Raw genomic sequence first — 4,346 nt, 5'->3', positions numbered from 1 at the left:
ACTGGTGCTGATCAGTACCGATGCGCTGGGTGCCGATGGACGACGGGTGCGGCAGCATCGGGCAGCCATCGCGGCGGCGGAGCGGGCCGGAGTGGAGCACGTAGTTTACACGTCCATGCTCCATGCGGACACGTCGCCGCTCAAGATGATGGTGGCAGATCATTGGGCGACGGAGGTGGCATTGGCGGAGAGTGGCTTGGGCCATACCGTGTTGCGTCATGCGTTTTACGACGATCTCGCCAAGGGGATATTGGCGAGAGCCGACGAGGCCGGTGTGTTTCTGCATGCGGCTGGTGCGGGCAGGGTGGCTCATGTGTCGCGAGGGCAGTGTGCCCTGGCGGCGGCGGTGGCGGCGTCGGACGGCTTTGTTGGACGGCGGAGGTTCGACATTACCGGGTTGGTAGCGTTGAGCATGGATGAGTTGGCTGAGATGGCTAGTCGGCAGAGGGGCAGGCCTTACCGCGGCGTTGCAGTCGCACGCGACGAGCTGGTGTCGAGGCTGGTTTCTGACGGCGTGCCGGAAATGCAGGCGCAGGTGATGGCGATGATCGATGTGGGGATAGCGGCCGGAGCCATGGAGCCGGCTTCGGGGGATTTTGCTGCTCTGACCGGGATGGAGGCGCAGCCTCTCGAGGTTTGAGGCAAAGAAAAAGGCCGCGGGTGACCGCGGCCTTTTGTTCTTGCATGCCTAAGGACTTACGCTGCGAAGTATTCCTGAAGGGCGCGGACCTGGAGGCCGCCTTCGCGCAGGGCGACGATGCCTTCAACGGCGGCGAGGGCGCCGTCGATGGTCGTGTAGTAGGGGATCTTGGCCAGAAGCGCGGTGCGGCGGATGTCGCGGCTGTCGGAGATCGACTTGAGACCGTCCGTCGTATTGATCACCAGCTGCACGCCGCCGTTCTTCATCGAGTCGACGATATGCGGACGGCCTTCGAGCACCTTGTTGATCTTGGTCGCGGGGACGTTGTTATCAACGAGGTAGCGCTGGGTGCCGCCGGTCGCGAGGATTTCGAAGCCGGCTTCGACGAGATGGCGGGCCATGTCGACGATGTACTGCTTGTCTTCGTCACGGACAGACACGAAAGCCTTGCCTGCGGTCGGGACCTTCTGGCCGGCGCCCATCTGCGACTTGGCGAAGGCGATGGCGAAATTGGTGTCGAGGCCGATGACTTCGCCGGTCGACTTCATTTCAGGGCCGAGAACCGTGTCGACGCCGGGGAAGCGGTTGAATGGGAACACGGCTTCCTTGACGGCGATGTGCTTGAGCTTCTTCTCGGTGAGATTGAAGCTGGCAAGGCTTTCGCCGGCCATGACGCGCGAGGCGATCTTGGCGATGGGTTCGCCGATGACCTTGGCGACGAAGGGTACCGTGCGCGAGGCGCGCGGGTTCACTTCGATCAGGTAGATCGTGCCGTCCTTATAGGCGTACTGGACGTTCATCAGGCCGCCGACCTTGAGCGCGAAGGCGAGTTCGCGGGTCTGGCGCTTGAGTTCTTCGATGACTTCGGGCGGCAGGCTGCGCGGAGGCAGGGAGCAGGCAGAGTCGCCGGAGTGAATGCCGGCTTCTTCGATGTGCTCCATGATGCCGGCAACGAACACGTCCTTGCCATCGCAGAGGGCGTCGACGTCGATTTCGATGGCGCCGGAGAGGTACGCATCGAACAGCAGCGGGTTGTCGGAGAGGACAGAGTTGATCTGGCCGGTCCGGTCATTGGGGTAGCGCTGCAGGATATCGGGCGGCACGAGACCGGTCAGGGTGTCCTGAATGTAGCGCTCGAACTCGTTGGCCGAGTGGACGATGGCCATGGCGCGGCCGCCGAGCACGTAGGACGGGCGGATGACCAGCGGATAGCCAAGGCGCTCGGCAACAAGGCGAGACTGTTCAAGGCTGTAGGCGATTCCGTTCTTGGGCTGAGTCAGCTCAAGACGGTTCAGGAGCTTCATGAACAGGTCGCGGTCTTCGGCGAGATCGATGGCTTCAGGCTGGGTGCCGAGGATCGGCACGCCGGCCTTGGCAACGGCTTCAGCGAGGTTGAGCGGGGTCTGGCCGCCGAACTGTACGATGACGCCGTGGAGGGTGCCGTTCTGCTTTTCACGGAGCAGGATTTCGATGACGTCTTCTTCGGTCAGCGGCTCGAAATAGAGACGATCGGAGGTGTCGTAGTCGGTCGAAACGGTTTCCGGGTTGCAGTTGACCATGATGGTTTCATAGCCGGCATCGGCCAGCGCGAAAGCCGCATGGCAGCAGCAATAGTCGAACTCGATGCCCTGGCCGATACGATTGGGGCCGCCGCCGAGGATCACGACCTTCTTGCGGTCGGATGGGCGGGACTCGTCAGCCACGGCGCCGGCGAACGGCGTTTCGTAGGTCGAGTACATGTAAGCGGTCGGCGAGGCGAACTCGGCAGCCGAGGTGTCGATGCGCTTGTAGGCAGGGCGCACTTCGAGGCTGTGGCGGAGCTTGCGGACGTCGGAGGTCTTTACACCGGCGAGCTGGGCGAGACGGGCGTCGGAGAAGCCCATGCCCTTGAGCTGGCGCAGAGAGGCGGCTTCCTGGGGGAGGCCGAACTGCTTGACCTTGGCTTCCATGTCGACGATGCCGCGCATCTGCTCGAGGAACCATGGGTCGATCTTGCAGGCTTCAAAAATGTCTTCGTTGGAGAGGCCGAGGCGCATGGCTTCGGCGACGTGTAGAAGACGGTTCGGCGTCGGGGTGCCGAGGGCAGCCTTGATGGCGTTCTTGTCTTCGCCTTCGCCGAGGCCGGGAATGCCGATCTCGTTGAGACCGGTGAGGCCGGTTTCGAGCGAGCGCAGTGCTTTTTGCAGCGATTCCTGGAAGGTGCGGCCGATGGCCATGGCCTCGCCGACCGACTTCATGGAAGTGGTCAGGCGGTTGTCGGCGCCCGGGAACTTTTCGAAGGCAAAGCGCGGGATCTTGGTGACGACATAGTCGATGGTCGGCTCGAACGAGGCCGGGGTGGCGCCGCCGGTGATGTCGTTTTCGAGCTCATCGAGGGTGTAGCCGACGGCGAGGCGGGCAGCGACCTTGGCGATGGGGAAGCCGGTGGCCTTCGATGCGAGAGCCGAGGAGCGCGACACGCGCGGGTTCATTTCGATGACGACCATGCGGCCGTCCTTGGGATTAATGCCGAACTGGACGTTGGAACCGCCGGTTTCGACGCCGATCTCGCGCAGGACCGCCAGCGAGGCGTCGCGCATGATCTGGTATTCCTTGTCGGTCAGGGTGAGCGCTGGGGCGACGGTGATGGAGTCGCCGGTGTGCACGCCCATGGGATCGATGTTCTCGATCGAGCAGATGATGATGCAGTTGTCCTTCTTATCGCGGACAACCTCCATCTCGTATTCCTTCCAGCCGAGGACGGATTCTTCGACGAGGACTTCATTGGTGGGGGAGGCGTCGACACCGCTTTCGACGATGGCGAGGTATTCTTCGCGGTTATAGGCAATGCCGCCGCCGGTGCCGCCGAGGGTGAAGCTGGGGCGAATGATGGCCGGCAGGCCAATCACTTCAAGCGCCTGCAGGGCTTCGATGGTGTTGTGGGCGAGCATGGAGCGCGGAGTTTCGAGCCCGATCTTCTTCATGGCATCGCGGAAGAGTTCGCGGTCTTCGGCCTTGTCGATGGCCTCGGCGGTCGCGCCGATCATTTCCACGCCGAACTTTTCGAGGACGCCCATTTTGCGCAGCGACAGGGCGCAGTTGAGAGCGGTCTGGCCGCCCATGGTGGGCAGGAGCGCGTCGGGGCGTTCCTTCTCGATGATCTTTGCCACCACTTCGGGGGTGATCGGCTCCATGTAGGTGGCGTCGGCGAGGTCCGGGTCGGTCATGATCGTCGCCGGATTGGAGTTCACCAGAATGATCCGGTAGCCCTCTTCCTTGAGCGCCTTACAGGCCTGGGTGCCGGAATAGTCGAACTCGCAGGCCTGCCCGATGATGATGGGCCCAGCGCCGATGATCAGGATCGATTTGATGTCGGTACGCTTTGGCATATTGGGCTCGCTCTGTTCTAACTATCTGGACAGCGGGCGAGGGGAGGAATCGCCCGGACGCACCTGTCCGCGCGAAACCCGCGCTGCAACTGAGCGCTGCGGCACGGGGCAAAAGACCGAACATGGTGGTTAGGTGGGCTGTCTAACCGAAGAGTCGTCAGATGGGAAGAGGGGCTTTGCGCTTAACAAGGGTGCATTGCAGCCAGAGCACAAAGGGGCGTTGACAGGAGGGGCCGCGAGGCGCATGGAGCCGAGCGACGTGTGTTTTCACCGTTCAAAGAGAAAGATCATGAACCCCGACAGTCGAAGTCGAATTCGACCAGATTTCGAGGCCTGAC

Annotated in this window: 2 protein-coding genes; one reads left to right on the top strand and one right to left on the bottom strand. The window is 62.5% G+C overall.

The window, feature by feature from the left end; translation table 11 throughout:
* Positions 1 to 640, top strand: a 640-nt coding sequence (locus tag J0I64_RS01225; protein ID WP_291405621.1) for an NAD(P)H-binding protein, incomplete at its 5' end; no start/stop codon positions are given.
* 56 nt (positions 641 to 696) lie between these two features.
* Here J0I64_RS01225 and carB read toward each other — a convergent pair.
* Complete coding sequence (gene carB, locus J0I64_RS01220; RefSeq protein WP_291405619.1) at positions 697 to 4,008, bottom strand: carbamoyl-phosphate synthase large subunit; 3,312 nt, start codon at positions 4,006 to 4,008, stop codon at positions 697 to 699.
* Positions 4,009 to 4,346: the final 338 nt, after the last annotated feature.

The organism is Devosia sp. (genome assembly GCF_017307565.1).
GTDB lineage: Bacteria > Pseudomonadota > Alphaproteobacteria > Rhizobiales > Devosiaceae > Devosia.
This window is presented reverse-complemented; position numbering and strand designations above follow the sequence as displayed.